The organism is Streptomyces fagopyri (genome assembly GCF_009498275.1).
Classification (GTDB): Bacteria; Actinomycetota; Actinomycetes; order Streptomycetales; family Streptomycetaceae; genus Streptomyces; species Streptomyces fagopyri.
Window position 1 is genome coordinate 4,775,681 of the sequence record NZ_CP045643.1, and the last position, 16,139, is coordinate 4,791,819.

The 16,139-nt window shown below is 69.1% G+C and carries 18 protein-coding genes; 9 read left to right on the forward strand and 9 right to left on the reverse strand.

Annotated features, from left to right (window positions below; genetic code table 11):
• Window positions 1–84: 84 nt before the first annotated feature.
• On the forward strand, window positions 85–1,470 hold the full coding sequence (locus tag GFH48_RS20520) for a serine hydrolase domain-containing protein (protein ID WP_153289648.1): 1,386 nt from the start codon (window positions 85–87) through the stop codon (window positions 1,468–1,470).
• A 90-nt stretch (window positions 1,471–1,560) separates the two neighbouring features.
• Here GFH48_RS20520 and GFH48_RS20525 read toward each other — a convergent pair whose 3' ends face one another.
• Entirely contained in the window at window positions 1,561–2,013 is a 453-nt protein-coding gene (locus GFH48_RS20525) for a GNAT family N-acetyltransferase (protein WP_153289649.1), read from the reverse strand.
• A gap of 9 nt (window positions 2,014–2,022) precedes the next feature.
• On the reverse strand, window positions 2,023–2,514 hold the full coding sequence (locus tag GFH48_RS20530) for a MarR family winged helix-turn-helix transcriptional regulator (protein WP_153289650.1): 492 nt from the start codon (window positions 2,512–2,514) through the stop codon (window positions 2,023–2,025).
• A gap of 142 nt (window positions 2,515–2,656) precedes the next feature.
• On the opposite strand from GFH48_RS20530, the gene GFH48_RS20535 reads away from it, so the two are divergent.
• Window positions 2,657–3,865, forward strand: a complete 1,209-nt coding sequence (locus tag GFH48_RS20535; RefSeq protein ID WP_153289651.1) for an MFS transporter — start codon at window positions 2,657–2,659, stop codon at window positions 3,863–3,865.
• 112 nt (window positions 3,866–3,977) lie between these two features.
• Window positions 3,978–4,403 carry a GlcG/HbpS family heme-binding protein gene (locus GFH48_RS20540; RefSeq protein ID WP_153289652.1) on the forward strand — a complete coding sequence of 142 codons (426 nt, stop codon included), beginning with the start codon at window positions 3,978–3,980 and terminating at the stop codon, window positions 4,401–4,403.
• Window positions 4,404–4,487: 84 nt separating this feature from the next.
• Here GFH48_RS20540 and GFH48_RS20545 read toward each other — a convergent pair whose 3' ends face one another.
• Window positions 4,488–5,354 (reverse strand): GNAT family N-acetyltransferase, encoded by an 867-nt coding sequence (locus GFH48_RS20545; protein ID WP_153289653.1) that lies wholly within the window; start codon window positions 5,352–5,354, stop codon window positions 4,488–4,490.
• Window positions 5,355–5,509: 155 nt separating this feature from the next.
• Between GFH48_RS20545 and GFH48_RS20550 the strand changes: the two genes are divergently transcribed.
• Window positions 5,510–6,142 (forward strand): HAD family hydrolase, encoded by a 633-nt coding sequence (locus GFH48_RS20550; protein ID WP_153289654.1) that lies wholly within the window; start codon window positions 5,510–5,512, stop codon window positions 6,140–6,142.
• 401 nt (window positions 6,143–6,543) lie between these two features.
• Window positions 6,544–8,142, forward strand: coding sequence for a globin domain-containing protein (locus GFH48_RS20555; RefSeq protein WP_153289655.1), 1,599 nt, complete (start codon window positions 6,544–6,546; stop codon window positions 8,140–8,142).
• 54 nt (window positions 8,143–8,196) lie between these two features.
• Here GFH48_RS20555 and GFH48_RS20560 read toward each other — a convergent pair whose 3' ends face one another.
• From GFH48_RS20560 to GFH48_RS20580, 5 genes are all read right to left on the reverse strand, one after another.
• Complete coding sequence (locus GFH48_RS20560; RefSeq protein ID WP_153289656.1) at window positions 8,197–8,679, reverse strand: NUDIX domain-containing protein; 483 nt, start codon at window positions 8,677–8,679, stop codon at window positions 8,197–8,199.
• A gap of 120 nt (window positions 8,680–8,799) precedes the next feature.
• Entirely contained in the window at window positions 8,800–9,705 is a 906-nt protein-coding gene (locus tag GFH48_RS20565) for a LysR family transcriptional regulator (protein WP_153289657.1), read from the reverse strand.
• Window positions 9,706–9,953: 248 nt separating this feature from the next.
• Window positions 9,954–11,099: a cystathionine gamma-lyase gene (locus GFH48_RS20570; protein ID WP_153289658.1), complete on the reverse strand. Its 1,146-nt coding sequence runs from the start codon at window positions 11,097–11,099 to the stop codon at window positions 9,954–9,956.
• Window positions 11,096–11,587, reverse strand: a complete 492-nt coding sequence (locus GFH48_RS20575) for a low molecular weight protein-tyrosine-phosphatase (protein WP_153289659.1) — start codon at window positions 11,585–11,587, stop codon at window positions 11,096–11,098. Before GFH48_RS20575 ends, GFH48_RS20570 begins: the two co-directional genes overlap by 4 nt.
• A 9-nt stretch (window positions 11,588–11,596) precedes the next feature.
• Window positions 11,597–11,980: a phage holin family protein gene (locus GFH48_RS20580; RefSeq protein WP_153289660.1), complete on the reverse strand. Its 384-nt coding sequence runs from the start codon at window positions 11,978–11,980 to the stop codon at window positions 11,597–11,599.
• 79 nt (window positions 11,981–12,059) lie between these two features.
• Here GFH48_RS20580 and GFH48_RS20585 point away from each other — a divergent pair, with 79 nt between their 5' ends.
• The 4 genes from GFH48_RS20585 (at window position 12,060) to GFH48_RS20600 (ending at window position 14,431) form a co-directional block, all read left to right on the forward strand.
• Window positions 12,060–12,377, forward strand: a complete 318-nt coding sequence (locus tag GFH48_RS20585) for a cupin domain-containing protein (RefSeq protein WP_153289661.1) — start codon at window positions 12,060–12,062, stop codon at window positions 12,375–12,377.
• Window positions 12,378–12,542: 165 nt separating this feature from the next.
• Window positions 12,543–12,755 (forward strand): DUF5326 family protein, encoded by a 213-nt coding sequence (locus tag GFH48_RS20590; protein ID WP_153289662.1) that lies wholly within the window; start codon window positions 12,543–12,545, stop codon window positions 12,753–12,755.
• A 341-nt stretch (window positions 12,756–13,096) separates the two neighbouring features.
• Complete coding sequence (locus tag GFH48_RS20595; RefSeq protein WP_265590195.1) at window positions 13,097–13,894, forward strand: IclR family transcriptional regulator; 798 nt, start codon at window positions 13,097–13,099, stop codon at window positions 13,892–13,894.
• 99 nt (window positions 13,895–13,993) lie between these two features.
• Entirely contained in the window at window positions 13,994–14,431 is a 438-nt protein-coding gene (locus GFH48_RS20600; RefSeq protein ID WP_153289663.1) for an SsgA family sporulation/cell division regulator, read from the forward strand.
• Between the two features lie 84 nt (window positions 14,432–14,515).
• On the opposite strand, the gene GFH48_RS20605 is transcribed toward GFH48_RS20600, so the two are convergent.
• Complete coding sequence (locus GFH48_RS20605; RefSeq protein WP_228120759.1) at window positions 14,516–16,072, reverse strand: YibE/F family protein; 1,557 nt, start codon at window positions 16,070–16,072, stop codon at window positions 14,516–14,518.
• Window positions 16,073–16,139 lie beyond the last annotated feature (67 nt).

Genomic DNA, 16,139 nt, shown 5'->3' on the forward strand with positions numbered 1-16,139 from the left:
TGCCCAGGGCGGTGTGGGAGCGCATCCGCCGGTGTCCGGGGAAATGAACTCGACGAGTGGCGCCGGTCCGGGTGGACTGGGGGTATGACAACACCTCAGGAAGAGCTGCTTCCCGCCACGCGCCGGGCTCTGTCGCACCGTATCGCCGTCGCTCAGGCCGACGGGCGGGCTCCGTCGCTGGTCGCCGCGGTGGTCCGGGGTGGACAGACGGTGTGGCACGGATCGCGGACCTCGGTGGACGGGCACGGGCCGGACGAGAACGTGCAGTACCGGATCGGCTCGATCACCAAGACGTTCACCGCCGTGTTGGTGCTACGGCTGCGGGACGAAGGACTGCTGGATCTGGGCGACCCGCTGGAGAAGCATCTGCCGGGAACGGGCGCGGGGGAGGCGACCATCGCCGAACTTCTCGCGCACACCGCCGGTCTGGCGGCCGAGACACCCGGCCCGTGGTGGGAACGTACCCCTGGATCCCTTCGGCCCGAGCTGACCGACGTCCTCGGCGAGCAGCCGTTCCTGCATCCGGCCGGGCGGCTTCATCACTACTCGAATCCGGGCTACACCCTTCTCGGTGCTCTGGTCGAGGAAGTGCGCGGCGCTCCCTGGGAGGAGGTCCTGCACCGCGAGGTGCTCGAACCCCTGGGCCTGCACCGCACGAGTGGGCTGCCGCAGTCACCTCACGCGGGTGGCTGGGCCGTGCATCCGTGGGCGGACGTCATGATGCCGGAGCCAGCAGAGGATCTCGGCCGGATGGCCCCCGCCGGACAACTGTGGTCCACCACGGGCGATCTGGCGCGCTTCGCGGCCTTCCTGGCCGAAGGTGACGACCGGGTGCTCAGCGCGGAGTCCCTCCGGGAGATGCAGACGCCCGCGGCTCCTCCGGAAGCCGAAGGGCTGGCACCGGGGGACGCCTACGGCCTGGGACTCCAGGTGCTGCACCGGTCGGGCCGGATTCTCGCTGGCCATTCGGGATCGCTGCCCGGCTTCATGGCGGCCCTCCTCATCGGCGTACGGGACGACGTGTCGGCGGTGGTCCTGACCAACTGCACCTCCGGCCCGCGTCCGCTGACGTTGGCCGCCGATCTCGTACACATCGTCGCCGAGGCCGAGCCGAGGATCCCCGAAGCCTGGCGTCCCGCCTCCGAGATCGAGCCCTCCGTACTGGAGTTGGCGGGCCCCTGGTACTGGGGAACTCAGGGGTACGCGCTGCGCCTCACCGCTGACGGCATGGTCGAGCTGGGCCCGTTGGCGGGTGTCGGCCGCAGTTCACGCTTCAGGCCGAACGACGACGGGACCTGGACAGGGCTCGACGGCTACTACACGGGGGAGCCGCTGCGGGCGGTACGGCGCCCGGACGGGTCGTTGAGCCACCTGGACCTCGGGTCGTTCGTTTTCACGCGTCAGCCGTACGACCAGAGCGCTCCTGTGCCCGGTGGGGTGGACCCCGAGGGGTGGCGCGGCATTTCGTAGGCGGCCGATACGTTGAAGGGCGTCCTGTTTCACGTGAAACAGGACGCCTTGGCGTAGGTGAGACCGCCGGGCTGTTTCGGTGGGGTGCGTTCAGAGCGCCAGTTTGAAACCCACGTGCGAGGCGGTGAAGCCGAGCCGCTCGTAGAACCGGTGCGCGTCGGTGCGACTGGCGTCTGAGGTCAGCTCGACCAACCGGCACTCCTGACGCCGGGATTCATCGACCGCCCACCCGATGATCCGGCTGCCGAGGCCACTTCCGCGCTCGTCGGCACGCACCCGCACTCCTTCGATGAGCGCGCGGGTCGACCCCCTGCGGGACAGTCCGGGAATGACGGTGAGTTGCAGGGTGCCGACGACCTGTCCCGCGCGAACGGCGACGACCAGATGCTGGTTCGGGTCCCCGCTGAGCCGTTCGAGCGCGGCCAGATAGGGGGCCAGATCGTCAGGCGACTCCCGCTGCGCCCCGAGCGCGTCGTCGGCGAGCATCGCGACGATGGCGGGAACGTCATCCGCGGCGGCCGGCCGGATCTCAAGATCTCCCATGGGCGCAGCCTATACAGGGGTAGAAAGCCGTCCGTGCTGGGTCTGTGCGGGCACGCTCACCGACTCCACGACACGGACCAGCGGTGCCAGCGCGGGGTTCTCGGCCGCTTCGTCGAGCGCCTCGCGCAGGGCGGCGTCATTGGTGGGGCGCGCCTCGTCGAGCAGTTGGAGCCCCGCCTCGCTGACGTTCGTGTAGATGCCGCGGCGGTCGGTCGGGCAGAGGTAGCGGGACAGCAGACCGCGGTCCTCGAGCCGGGTGACGAGCCGGGTGGTGGCGCTCTGGCTGAGCACGACCGCGTCCGCGACCTGCTTCATCTGCAGATGGCCGCCCTCGCCGTCGTGCTGCCGGCTGAGCACGTCGAGCAAGGAGTACTCCCGCACGCTCAGGTCGTGCCCGGCCTGTAGGGCGCGCTCGATGTGGGCCTCGATCCTCCCGTGCAGCAGGGAGAGGGCGCACCACCCTTGTGCGAGGGCGGTGAGTGCGGGGTCCGTGGCTGTCATGGCGTGTTCCTCCGTCCCGGAGCGGCTGACACCAGGGTAGGGCACGGGCGCAATAGTCCGCTCTTGCATTTAACCCGCGTCTGCAACTATTGTGAACGCACGCAAAGCGCTCCTGCAATCTTTTGGGAAGGTGTACCCCACCATGCCTCTCGCGCTTCTGGCCCTCGCGATCGGGGCCTTCGGAATCGGAACCACCGAGTTTGTGATCATGGGTGTGCTGCCTGAGGTCGCCGGCGATTTCGGTGTCTCCATCCCCACCGCCGGGCTCCTGGTGACCGGCTACGCGCTCGGCGTCGTGATCGGCGCCCCGATCATGACCGCGCTCGGCACCAAGGTGTCCCGCAAGCGGATGCTGATGGTGCTGATGGGACTCTTCGTCCTCGGTAACCTGCTCTCCGCCGTGGCGCCGGTCTTCGGACTGATGCTGCTGGGCCGGGTCGTGGCCTCTCTCGCCCACGGCGCGTTCTTCGGCATCGGATCGGTCGTCGCGGCCGAGCTGGTCGCGCCGGAGAAGAAGGCCGGGGCGATCGCCATGATGTTCAGCGGGCTCACCATCGCCAATGTCGTGGGTGTCCCCCTGGGCACGCTGGTCGGCCAGTCCGCGGGCTGGCGCGTCACCTTCGCGGGTGTGGCCGCGCTCGGTGTGATCGGCCTGCTGGGCGTCGCGAAACTGGTCCCCGAGATGCCGAAGCCCGAAGGCGTCCATCTCCGCCATGAACTGGCCGCCTTCAAGAACGTCCAGGTCCTGCTGGCCATGGCGATGACCGTGCTCGGCTTCGGCGGTGTCTTCGCGGCCATCACCTACATCGCGCCGATGATGACCCACGTGACCGGTTTCGCCGACAGTTCCGTCACCTGGCTGCTGGTGCTCTTCGGCCTCGGCATGGTCGGCGGGAACCTCATCGGCGGCAGGTTCGCCGACCGGGCGCTGATGCCGATGCTCTACACGTCACTGGGGGGCCTCGCTGTCGTGCTCGCGCTGTTCACGGTGACGGCGCACAACAAGATCCTCGCGGCGATCACGATCGCCCTGGTCGGCGCCCTCGGGTTCGCGACCGTGCCACCGCTCCAGAAGCGTGTCCTCGACCAGGCGCACGGTGCCCCCACCCTGGCCTCGGCCGTGAACATCGGAGCCTTCAACCTCGGGAACGCCCTTTCCGCCTGGCTCGGCGGCATCGTCATCGCCGGGGGGCTGGGCTACACCGCCCCCAACTGGGTCGGCGCCGTGCTGGCCGCGGGTGCCCTCGTCCTCGCGATGGTCTCGTCCGCTCTGGAGCGCCGGGCGGGTGTCCCCGGGGCCGTCCTCACCGAAGGCGCGTCCGCCGAGCGGCGGACCGCTGTCCACCCCTGAGCCCATCGGCTCGCCCACTCACCGGTCCGACCGACGGACGGTCACCTGTGACGACCAGTCCGGTCCCCCGGCCGGCCCTGGCCGAGTACAGCCCACAAGGAGAAAGCCCCTCATGAGCACCACTGCCACCGCTGTCGCCCCACTGACCATCCAGGACGCCGAGGTTCTCCTCTCCGCGGCCCACCGGGCCGCCGAGGCCGCCGGAGTCACGGTCAGCGTCACCGTCCTCGACGCGGGCGGTCATCTGCTCGCCTTCCGGCGCGACGACCGGGCCGTCCTGATCTCCGGCGAGACCAGCACCCGCAAGGCCTACACGGCCCTCCAGCTGAACTCCGCCACCGCCGATCTCGTTGACGCGGTCCAGCCCGGCGGCCTCTTTCACACGCTGCCCACCGCACTCGACCGCCCGCTGCTGTTCATAGCGGGCGGTGTCCCGGTCCACCGCGACGGCCGTCTGATCGGCGCCGTCGGTGTCGGCGGCGGGGCGCCCGAGCAGGACCACGGCTTCGCCGCGGCCGCCGTGGACGCTCTCGTCTGATCGACTCCACCCAAGTGCCGTCCCCAGCAGTTGCCGGGGACGGCACTTTCGCGCGGGGAAAGCCTCACCGCGTCCGGCGGCTCTTCAGCCCGCCGCCACCGACAGCGGAGCGAAGCGCCGCGTCCAGTCGCCGGGCACCTCCGAGATCCCGTACGTCATCACGTCATTGAAGCCGACGGATTCCAGACCGCACTCCTTCACCCAGGACAGCAGTTCTTGGTGCCGTACGTCGATGTCCGTACGCAGCCGGCGGTCGGTACAGGCGGCCAGCGAGGTGACGAGTGCCTTCGCGGTCTCCGTGTCGCGGGCGATCAGGGGACCCACGACATGGGTGTCCATGTTCGGCCAGGCGGCCGCGTATCCGGTGATCCGACCGTTCTCCTCGACGACGCGCAGCTGGTCGGAGAAAGCGGGAAGACGCGTGACCATATGGGTGCGGTCGAGGCCGAAGACCTCTGTGTCGAGCCGGATGATCCCGGCGAGATCCTCGGCGCCGGCCGGCCGGGTGGCGACCTGCGGTTCCGGCCCGCGGAGGACGAAGTGCCCTCGGACCATCTCGGCGCGGCCCGTGACCTTGAAGCCGAGCTCCTCGTAGAGCGGTCGTCCATACGGGGTCGCGTGCAGGGTCAGCGGAGTGAGACCCATCTCCGCCACCACATGCCGCATCAGCCGTCGACCGATGCCCTGACGGGCATACCGCTTCGCCACCAGCACCATTCCGATCGCTCCCAGATCGGGCCGCCCCGGTGTTCCGTACTCGGTGACGACGCACGCGGTGACGAGGCCACCGTCCGGGGCATCGATGCCGTATCCCTTGCCCGCCGTCAGAAGCAGACCCCATTTGTGTTCTTCGCGGGGCCACCCCCGGTCCTCGGACAAGTCGGCGCAGTCGGTGAGATCGCGGAGCGTCAGGCGACGGATGGGCAGAGCAGGGAGAGAAGGTGTCGACACGCAGGTCAGGCTGTCCGACACATACCCCCGACGTCCACTTGTTTGCCCGCGGACGCATGCTCTTTTGGCCATGACGGCCTCCTGGACAGAGCGGACGCGTACTCAAGTTTCACGTGAAACAGCGAAGACCGCTCCTACCGCTAGCCTCGGCGTGTATGGCACACCTTCATCTCTTCGACCTCGACGGAACGCTGCTGTACGGGAGTTCCGCGTCCCTGGAGATCTCGCGACAGATCGGCCTGGAGGCCGAGACGATCGCGATCGAGGAAGCAATCTCGACAGGACGCATCGGTCCGCCGGAATACGCCACGCAGGTACACGCCTTGTGGACGCAACTCACGGACGCGCATGTCGCCGAGGCCTTCGAGCAAGCGCCCTGGCTGTCCGGCATCGAAGAGGTGTGGGCCGAGATCAGAGGAAACGGCGACTACTGTGCCGTCGTCTCGCTCTCGCCCTCCTTCTTCGTCGAGCGGCTGACGAGGTGGGGAGCGCATGCGGCATACGGCTCGCGCTTCCCGGCCCTGCCCTTCACCGAGCCCGTCGATCTCGGCGGCATTCTCAGCGCCGCGGCGAAGGTGCAGATCGCGAACCGTCTCTGTGAAGAGTTCGGGGTGAGGCCGGCCGACTGCGTCGCCTACGGCGACTCGTTCTCGGACAAGGATCTGTTCGAGGCGGTGCCGGTGTCCGTCGCCGTCAACGCGCACCCGCAACTGGCCGGTATCGCCACGCACTCCTACATGGGGCGGAGCCTGTGGGATGCCTATGCATTGGTCCGACAGGCCCTGTAATCAGAACAATTGATGAGCTGTCCCTCGTTCGATCTCTTCGAAGCAAGAGCCGACTTGTCTGTGGGGCGACTGCCGGTATGGTCGACTCCGGTTCGCGTCGCCGGGATGTGCGGGCATGGCGTGGGGCGTCGGGCGTGAGCGCAGGCCAATGCAGCCTAACGGGGCGGAGAGATCGAGACCCGAATTTTCCGTTATGCGGACGGGCGTTGACGCGGAGTGGGATGCTGCGGTGAGGGTGATGCGGTCATTGTCACATTCTCGCCTTACTTGTCCGTGCCGTGCGGAAACCTGGGTTGAATGTGGCCGCATTGGTCAGAGGACTGAACGGGGCAGGAGAGCCAGCCGTCTACGGGGGAAAGCAGGCATCTTCCGAACGCGGAAGTGCATGGACCGACCGAAAGATGTTCGAGGCGAGGCACAGTATGGACGCTCCGACCACCACGTCGGCCGACAACGGCACTTCCGGAGGAAATGGCGGGAGCGGCTGGTTCACGCCGCGCAAGGAACCCGAACCGACACCCGCCGACACGGAGCGGGAGACCGAAGGGGCCAGCCGACTGGCCGCGTTGCGCCCCGTGGGCCGCTCCACGGAGACCGGGCCGGCAGAGGACAGCTCCCAGAGGCACGGGCGACGTACAGGCGAGGAGACGGGCGCACAGACGCGAATATCCGCTCTTGAGGACGCGGTGCCCACCGCCGCGAGCCAGAAAGCTTCCGAAGCCGTCCAGGACGCTGTCGCGCCCTTCCGTGCCTCGGTGACGCCGGAACCCCGGACCGCGTCTCCCGCAGAGGCCCGCGTGGGCCGGAGTCCCGTCCCCTCGCAACCGGGACCGGTGCCGATCCGTCCGTCGGTGCCCGTGGGGAGGCCCGCCGCCGTCGCGGAACCGTCCCCGGACGCCGTGCTCATCCGTCGGACCATGGCCGAGGTCGGCTCCGTCGCCGACAAGGTCACCTCGTACTTCTACGCGCTGCTCTTCGTACGGCACCCGGAACTCCGGTCGCTGTTCCCCGCCGCGATGGACACCCAGCGGGACCGGCTGCTCAAAGCGCTGCTGACCGCCGCCGAACACATCGACAACACCGCGGTTCTCGTCGACTATCTGCAGAACCTCGGTCGTGGTCACCGCAAGTACGGGACCCGGCCCGAGCACTACCCGGCCGTCGGCGAGTGCCTCATCGGCTCGCTCAGCCGGTTCGCCTCGGCGATCTGGGACGCCGAGACCGAGGCGGCCTGGGTGCGCGCGTACACGACCATCTCCCAGGTCATGATCGACGCGGCGGCCTCCGACGAACTGCGTGCCCCGGCCTGGTGGTACGCCGAGGTGGTCGCGCACGATCTCAGGACCCCTGACGTCGCCGTCGTCACCGTCCGACCCGACCAGCCGTATCCTTTCCTCGCCGGGCAGTACACGAGCCTGGAGACGCCGTGGTGGCCCCGGATCTGGAGGCACTACTCGTTCGCCTCCGCGCCCCGGTCCGACGGACTGCTGTCCTTCCATGTGAAGGCGGTTCCGGCGGGGTGGGTCTCCAACGCCCTGGTGCACCGCGCGCGTCCCGGCGACATCATCAGACTCGGGCCGCCTGCCGGATCGATGACCGTCGATCACAGCAGCGACAACGGGCTGCTCTGCCTGGGCGGCGGCACCGGCATCGCGCCCATCAAGGCGCTGGTCGAGGATGTCGCGGAGCACGGAGAGCGGCGCCCGGTCGAGGTCTTCTACGGTGCCCGCACCGATCACGACCTGTACGACATCGACACGATGCTGCGCCTTCAGCAGAGCCATCCGTGGCTCGCCGTCCGCCCGGTCGTCGACCACCAGGCGCATCTCCACCTGCCCGACGCCGTGCGCGAGTACGGACCGTGGAACGAGTACGACGCCTATCTCTCCGGGCCGCCGGGCATGATCCGCAGCGGGATGGACGCGCTGAGGGACGCCGGCATCCCGTCGGACCGTATCCGCCACGACTCGGTCGAGGAACTCGTCGGGGCCGGCGACTGATCCGCGGACGCGCACTGCCGGGGGCGGGCGCGAGTGCCGTGCGACCGGAGGACGTCAGCCCAGGTCGGGCGCGTGCATGGCCCGTACGCCTTCGATGTTCCCGTCGAGATAGTGGCGCAGGGACAGCGGAACGAGGTGGACGGAGGCGATACCGACCCGGGTGAAGGGCACCCGCACGATCTCGTACTCGCCGCAGGGCTCGTCCATCTCGGGGCCGTGTCGCAGGGCCGGATCCATGGACTCCAGGTGGCAGACGAAGAAGTGCTGCACCTTCACGCCGGTGGCGCCGCCGTCGTCGCCGATGTGCTCGACGGTGTCGACGAAGCAGGGCACCACATCGGTGACCTTGGCGCCGAGTTCCTCGTGGACCTCACGGTGCAGTGCGTCGACGACGGTCGTGTCCTCCGGTTCGACCCCGCCACCCGGTGTGAGCCAGTAGGGATCGACACCCGGCTTGGTGCGTTTGATCAGAATCAGGTCGTCGCCATCGAGCAGGATGGCACGGGCGGTGCGCTTGACCACGGGTCGGACGGTCATGGGAGAAATGTGGCCCGGCAGGTTCCACGTGAAACATTCTGGAGCCCCGTGGGCTCAGGGAGGGCCCTCAGGAGGGCTTCCACGAGTACCCGGTGAGTTTTCCCGCACGGTCCGCAGCCATCAGGTCCAGTCCGCGGCGGCGTGCAGCAGCCATTCGTACGCCCGGGCGATGTGCGGCATGGCCAGTGTGCCGGTGCGGACCACCAGGAAGTACGTGCGCAGGGGAGGCACCACGGGGTCGAGGAGCGCCACGACGTCTCCGCGTTCCAGGGACTCGGCACACAGATACCGCGGCAGCACAGCGAGGCCCGCGCCCGTGGCGGCGCAGGCGAGCACGGCGCGCAGATCGGGGACGACCACCGTGCCCGAGGCGGCCGGACGGGAGTCGAAGACGGAGGCCCAGTAGCGGGCGACGAGCGGGAGTGACTCGTGGACCTCGATCACGGGGAAGTTGTCCAGGACCGGCGAGCCCTTGCGACGGAGCTTTCCGGGACTGATGCGGGCGGCCCAGCGCGGAGCTGCCACCAGGACGTGCTCCTCGTCGCAGAGCGGGGTCGCGGTGAGCAGGGCGCCACGCGGACGGGCCGTGGTGATGGCCAGATCATGGTGTCCGGCCGCGAGCCCCTCCAACGTCTCCTCGGCGTTGCCGAACGAGGCGCGCAGCGCGAATCCCTGTCCGTTGTCGCCCGTCAGTCCGGTCAGGGCGGGCAGCGCACGCTCGGCGGTGAACTCCGGAGGCCCGGCGAGGTGCAGGGTACGCAGCGACGAGTCCTCGTCGAGCCCGACCTCGGCGATCTCCACCAGGGCGTCGAGATGGGGCGCGGCCTTGTGCGCGAGCTCGTCCCCGATCGTCGTGGGCGTCACCCCGCGGGCCTGGCGCAGAAAGAGCGGCCTGCCCAATTGCCGCTCCAGGGTGCGGATCTGCGAGGTGACGGCAGGCTGGGAGAGGCCGAGCAGTGCGGCGGCGCGAGTGAAGGAACCGGCCCGGTGCACGGTCACGAACGTCCGCAGCAGGGCCAGATCCATGGTGCCCCTCCTTTCCCAGCACCCTCGACCGGGCCCCAACTATAAATAAGTCGATAGGTCTCTGTCGCTACTGTGATTGGACACTGACACAGAGTCAACTAGCCTTGTGCGCGCGGTTCTTCGCGCAAAGAACCGGGGCGGTCCGAGCCACGAGGGGGGAGGCTCGGACCGTCCGTCGTACGAGGCCAGGTGTCGAACGAACGGTCGGGCGCAGGACGCAGCCTACTCACCGGCCGCTCAGCAAGACGTCAGTCCGCGGACTCGTCGAGTGCGCGGAGTACGTCCGCCACCAGGTCCTCCGGGTCCTCGGCGCCGGCCGAGAGGCGGATGAAGCCCTCCGGCACCGCGTCGCCGCCCCATCGGCCGCGCCGCTCGGCGGTGGACCGCACCCCTCCGAAACTCGTCGCGTCGTCCACCAGACGCAGCGCGTCGAGGAACCGGTCGGCACGCGCGCGGGTGGACAGGGTGAAGGAGACCACGCACCCGAAGCGACGCATCTGCTGCGACGCGATCTTGTGCGAGGGGTCCTCGGGCAGGCCCGGGTAGCGCAGTCCCGTCACCTCGGGCCGGCCCCGCAGCGCCTCGGCGATGACCATGGCGTTGGCGTTCTGCCGGTCGGCGCGCAACTGGAGCGTGGCCAGCGAGCGGTGGGCCAGCCATGCCTCCATGGGGCCGGGGATCGCCCCGACGATCTTCCGCCAGCGCCGCACGGGCGCCATCAGACCGGCGTCGAGCGCGCTGACGTATCCGAGGAGGATGTCGCCGTGCCCGGTGAGCATCTTCGTCCCGCTGGCCACCGAGAAGTCGGCTCCCAGCTCCAGCGGGCGCTGCCCGAGCGGGGTGGCCAGGGTGTTGTCGACGGCGACGAGGGTCCCCTGGGCGTGGGCCGCCCCGACGAGCCGCCGGACGTCGCACACGTCGAGCCCCGGGTTCGACGGGGTCTCGATCCACAGCAGCTTGGCGCCGTCGAGGACGTCGAGCTGCGCGTCACCTGCGGTCGGCGCGGTCCGTACCTCGATGCCGTACGAGGTGAGCTGCTCGCGCACCAGCGGCAGCACCTGGTAGCCGTCGTCGGGCAGGACGACCACGTCGCCGGCCCGCAGCTGCGAGAAGAGCACCGCCGAGATGGCGGCCATCCCGGAGGGGAAGGCGAGCGTGGTCACGCCCTCCTGCCCGGGCCCCTCCAGTTCGCCGATGGCACGCTCCAGGAGCGTCCAGGTCGGGTTCTCGTCCCGGCCGTAGGTGTACGGGCCGGTCGGATCGCCCGGCAGATGGAAGTGCGCGGCGAAGACCGGCCCCGGCAGGGTCGGCTCGTGTTTGACGGGTTCGGGCAGCCCCGCCCGTACCGCTCGTGTGCCGTCGCCGCTTCCTGTGACGAAATCCCCTGACGTCATGCCGCCCGTCCCTCCAGTTCCCGCTGAACAGCGGCGAGCAGTCCGTGGCTCGCCGCCTCCACCATCTCAAGACACGCCTCGAAATCGTTCAGACGTCCGTAATACGGATCGGGGACGTCCGGATCGTCGCCCACCGCGGGGTCGTACGACCGCAGCAGGCGGACCTTGTCCGCGTCCTCGGGGGTGGGCGCGAGACGGCGCAGGTCCCGCAGGTGGCCGGAGTCGAGGGCGATGACGAGGTCGAGTCGGGAGAACCACGCGGCACGGAATCGGCGGGCCGTGTGGCCGCTCCCGTAGCCGCCCGCCTCCAGCACGGCGACGGTGCGGGAGTCCGCACCGTCGCCCTCGTGCCAGCCGCCCGTGCCCGCGCTGTCGACCTCGACCACGCCGTCGAGTCCGGCCTCCTCCACGCGAGCACGGAAGACGGACTCGGCCATGGGGGAGCGGCAGATGTTGCCGGTGCAGACGAAGCAGACGCGATAGGACATCGGGCTCTCTCAGTCGTCGTCGCCGTCAGGAAGGACCACGTTCAGCGCCCAGGACACCACCGAGATGATCAGGCCGCCCACCACGGCGGTCCAGAAGCCCTGGACGTGGAAACTCAGGTCCAGCTTGTCGGCCAGCCACGAGGTCAGCAGCAGCATCAGGGCGTTGACCACGAGGGTGATCAGGCCGAGGGTGAGAATGAACAGCGGGAAGGTCAATATCTTCACCACCGGCTTGACCAGGAAGTTCACGAGTCCGAAGACCAGCGCGACGAGCAACAGCGTGCCGACCTTCTTGCCGGTGCTGTCGCCCGTCAGGGTGATCTTGTCGAGTACCCATACGGCGACGGCCAGGGCCCCGGCGTTGGCGATCGTCTTGACTACGAAATTCTTCATGTGTCTGATCGTGGCAGAAGAGATCGACTGGTGAGCAGGGCTGTGGACAGCCCGCGGAGCACAGGAGCGGACGAGGGCGATGAAGGCATTCCGGCTGGACGAACTGGAGGCGGAGCGCGCCGCCAACGACGGCGCCTATCTGCAGTTCCTGTGGGAGCGGAACATGTCGGTCGGCCTGTACGCCCTCGACGCCGGTGAGCGCGACTCCCAGCAGCCCCACCAGCAGGACGAGGTGTACTTCGTGGCGAGCGGCCGGGCCGCGATCACGGTCGGCCTGGAGACCACGCAGGTGGCGCGCGGCAGCATCGTCTACGTCCCCGCGGGCGTCGCGCACAAGTTCCACCACATCACCGAGGACCTGCGAGTCCTGGTGATGTTCTCTCCGCCGGAGAGCTGACCCCGGTCTCAGGGTTCCCTAGGGGAACGGTCAGGGGAGGACAAGGGGTGCGAGAGGCCCGCCGGCACCCTTCTGGGCCCTAGCATCGGACGCAGACAGTCGGAGAACCCGGAATCGCAGTCCCGGACTTGGGGCGACGGGCGAAGAGAGGCAAGGACAAGGGCAATGCGAGAGATCTTCAACGGTATGCCGTGGTGGGTGAAGTGGATCGCGGTGCCGGTCATCGCTCTGGTCGTGTTCGGCACGGTGATAGTCAGTGTGCTCACCGTGGTGATCAGCCTGCTCTTCAAGGCGTTGGTCTTCGTCGCGCTGGTCGGCGGACTGATCTACCTGGTGCGCAAGTTCACGTCGAGTTCGTCCTCCCGCGGCGGCTGGTGACGCACCACCGGGTGAGTCGCGGGTAACGGGCGGATGGGCAAAGGGAACCCCAGGTTCCCTCGCGCGAGGGAAGTTTTCCGGCAGGGCCGTCTGCGAGCGGTGGCAGGCGGTTAAAGTCCGGAATTCGACGCGGGGCCGACTCCCCGCGGGCAGCGCACAGCCCCCTCCCGTGTCCCCCCGCACGGGCGGTCCCCCTCGCGCTTCGGGAGTGCCCCTTGGCCACGGTTGACACCGCACCCACAGAATCACTCACTGCACCCATCCAGCGGTCCAGTGCCTCCGCCGCGTCCTACGTCCCGCCGGCCCAGCCGCGTTCCTCCCCCGCGGAGATCCGTGCCTCCTTGCCGGCCGCGCGCACCGGCCGGCTGGAGTCCGCGCCCCCGGAGCCGCACCCCACGACCCTGATCGGCTCCGTGCAACGCGCGATGCGCCTCCTGGAGGCTGTTGCCGCGCGCGAGCACGGAGCCCCCGCGAAACAGCTCGCCCGGGAGGCCGGGCTCGCGTTGCCCACGGCCTACCACCTGCTGCGCACCCTGGTGCACGAGGGCTATCTGTGCCGGGAGAAGGGCTTGTTCTTCCTCGGTGAGGCCGCCGAGCGGTTGAGCAGCAGCGGAGCCCAGCAGAAACGTCGCAGCACGGTGAGCGACGCGCTCGCCCGGTGGCGCGACTCGATCGGTGCTCCCGTGTACTACGCGGTCTACCGTGACGGCGAGATCGAGGTCATGTCCGTCGCGGACACCCCAGGGAACCCGGCGGTGGAGGAGTGGGCCGACTTCAGGGAGACCGGGCACGCCCACGCGATCGGCAAGTGTCTGCTGTCCCAACTCGACGAGAGCGCGCGCCGGGATCATCTGGACCGCTATCCCGTGCGGTCGCTCACTCCCTACACGGTGCGCGACAACGCCGGCCTGCTGCGGCGTCTGGAGCGGACCGGGCGGATGGAACCCGTCACCGAGCGGCAGGAGTACGCGCTGGGAACGGTGTGCGCCGCACTGCCCATCACCGCGGGAACAACCGCCGCGACAATGGCCATTTCTCTCCCTGTTCACCAGGCTGATCGACTGCTACCGGCGGCACGACAATTGCAAGGTGAGATCGGCAGACTACTGGGGTCACTCGCGATCTCTATCAGCATCTGAAAACTCACTCCTTGTGATCTCTTGTGTACGTTGAGCAAGATTTCAGCAGTGTCAGGGGGACGATTCCTGGCCAGTCGACGGCAAACGACGGGGTAGGCGATGCGCGAGTCGGTACAGGCAGAGGTCATGATGAGCTTCCTCGTGTCGGAGGAGCTGTCCTTCCGCATCCCGGTGGAGCTGCGCTACGAGACCTGTGATCCCTACGCCGTGCGGCTGACCTTCCATTTGCCCGGCGACGCGCCCGTGACCTGGGCTTTCGGGCGGGAGTTGCTGATCGACGGCGTGGGCCGGCCGTGCGGCGACGGCGATGTGCACATCGCGCCCGCCGATCCGGACGCGTTCGGCGAGGTACTGATCCGGCTTCAGGTGGGCGGCGACCACGCGCTGTTCCGGTCCGGCGCGGCGCCGCTGGTGGCCTTCCTCGACCGCACCGACAAGCTCGTACCGCTGGGGCAGGAGCGCTCCCTCGCGGATTTCGACGCCCATCTCGACGAGGCACTGGACCGCATCCTGGCGGAGGAGCAGAGCGCGGGCTGAAGCGTTCCCGCGCTTCGGTGGAGGAACGCTTCAGCACACGGTGGAGGAACGCTTCCGCACGCCCGGAGCGGGCGCGCGGCGGCTTCAGTGCTTGCGGCGGCGTCCCGAGCCGCCCCGGACCGTCCCCCGGCCTCCCGCGGGCTCCCGTACGGGCGCCACGGGCCCTGTGGCCGCGATGGGGACGACCGGAGACCCGGGACGGTCCGCCGAGACCACCAGGGCCGCCAGCGCTGTGGTGACCGGCACCGAGGCGACCAGACCGATCGACCCGACCAGGGTGCGCACGATCTCCTCGGCGACCAGTTCACTGTTGGCGACCGCGCCCACGCTGCTCTGGGCGATCGAGAAGAGCAGCAGCAGCGGCAGCGCGGCTCCCGCGTACGCCAGGACGAGCGTGTTCACGACCGACGCGATGTGGTCGCGGCCGATCCGGATGCCCGCGCGGTACAGGCCGCGCCAGCCCATGGTGGGATTGGCCTCGTGCAGTTCCCAGACCGCCGAGGTCTGCGTCACCGTCACATCGTCGAGCACGCCGAGCGACCCGATGATCACCCCCGCGAGGAGCAGACCGCTCATGTCGATGGACGGGTACAGACCGTGGATCAGACCGGTGTTGTCGTCGGTGTTGCCGGTCAGTGCCGCCCAGCCGATGAACCCCGAGCCGAGCACGCCGATCAACACCAGCGAGAGCAGGGTGCCGAGCACGGCCACCGACGTACGGGCCGACAGGCCGTGACACATGTAGAGCGCGATCAGCATGATGGCGCTCGCCCCGACCACCGCCACGACCAGCGGGTTCGCCCCCTCCAGGATGGCGGGCAGGATGAACAGCGTCAGGATGAGGAAACTGACGGCCAGCGCGATCAGCGCCATGAGGCCACGCAGCCGGCCCACCACCACGACGGCCAGTGCGAAGATCCCGGCGAGCAGCGCCATCGGGAACTTCCGGTTCACGTCGGTGACCGAGTACTGAAGATCCTTGGGTGCCGAGGGCTCGTACGCGACCACGACCTTCTCGCCCTGGTGCAACTGCCGTGACTGGTCGGGCTGGACGATCTCCGTGAACGTACGGCCCTTGTCCTTGCCGGTGTCCACCCGGACCGTCGCCTTCTTGCACGCGCCGGTCGCCTGCCGCTGGGCGGCGGAACCCCCGGCCGTGGAGGTGTCGCCGGCCGGGGTTCCCCCCGAGGCGTTCACCGACTTGCAGTCCACCTGGACGATCTTCGTGACCGTGGCCTGCTGGCTCTGCCGGTCGAAGCCGACACCGGTGCGTTCGTGCGACGGCGCGCCCCCGGGCCAGAGCACCACGAGACCCACGACGACCGCCGCGGCGAAGGGAATCAGCACGGCCGCGATGACCTTGCGCAGATGCTTGGAGACGGGCGCGGCGGGCCCATGACTGTGGCTGTGCGAGTGCCCCGGACCAGCAGGGGCGTCCGGCCCGTGCCCGTGCCCCTCCCCTGACTCGTCGGGGCCGTCAGGTCTGTGCCCGCCGTCAGGTCCGTGTCCGCGACCCGGTCCGTTGCCACCGCCCGGCCCGTGCCCGTAGCCGTTTCCGGAGCCATGTCCATGGCCGTCGCCGGGGCCGGAACCGCGCCGCGGCTCGGACGGCGGGAACGGGGGCTGCTGCATCGTGGTCACCGACCGATCATCGCAAGAACGGCGAGGGCCCTCTGTTCACCGCGCCAGACATGACGCTAGCGTGGAA